A 656-nucleotide genomic window follows, 5' to 3' on the forward strand; every position below is an offset into this window, starting at 1 on the left:
TCCGTAAAACTGCCTCTTTAATATCTACCAAATTGTTAATGAACGTCCGGATTTCCCAGATGAAAACATTCAACCAAATGCTTTCATCTGAACAATCTTCTTTCCGCCCCGGATTTAGCTTCGCTAATCCGGGTTACACGAGACTCGCTCGTGTGGTGGTGGAGCCGGGGAGATTCGAACTCCCGACCCTCTGCGTGCAAGGCAGATGCTCTCCCAGCTGAGCTACGACCCCCTTTTTTTTGCTTCAGCTTTTTCCCTTATGCTTCGTTGCTGCCACTCGCTCCCTCAGTCACATACGGATGTATGCTCCTTCGCTCGCTCCTGTCAGCGCCTCGCCTAAGGAAAAAATCTTCGCAAAAATGCTTTTTGCTTCTTTCTTTATGCTTCGTTGACGACATCTGCTCCCTCAGTCACATACGGATGTATGCTCCTTCGCTTGCTCCTGTCAGCGCCTCGCTCAAGGAAAAAATCTTCGCAAAAATGATTTTTGCTTCTTTCTTTATGCTTCGTTGCTGCCACTCGCCCCCTCAGTCACATACGGATGTATGCTCCTTCGCTCGCTCCTGCCAGCGCCTCGCTCAAGGAAAAAATCTTCGCAAAAATGCTTTTTTCGGACTCGCCAAGTGTCAGATTTGTGTGCAGGTTGGGTTGAAAGC

Annotated in this window: 1 tRNA gene; it reads right to left on the reverse strand. The window is 48.9% G+C overall.

Annotated features, from left to right (window positions below):
• Window positions 1–156: 156 nt before the first annotated feature.
• Window positions 157–232, reverse strand: a tRNA-Ala gene (locus tag E1O41_RS11660).
• Window positions 233–656: the final 424 nt, after the last annotated feature.

The sequence above is a fragment of the Legionella impletisoli genome, from assembly GCF_900639875.1.
Lineage (GTDB): Bacteria > Pseudomonadota > Gammaproteobacteria > Legionellales > Legionellaceae > Legionella_A > Legionella_A impletisoli.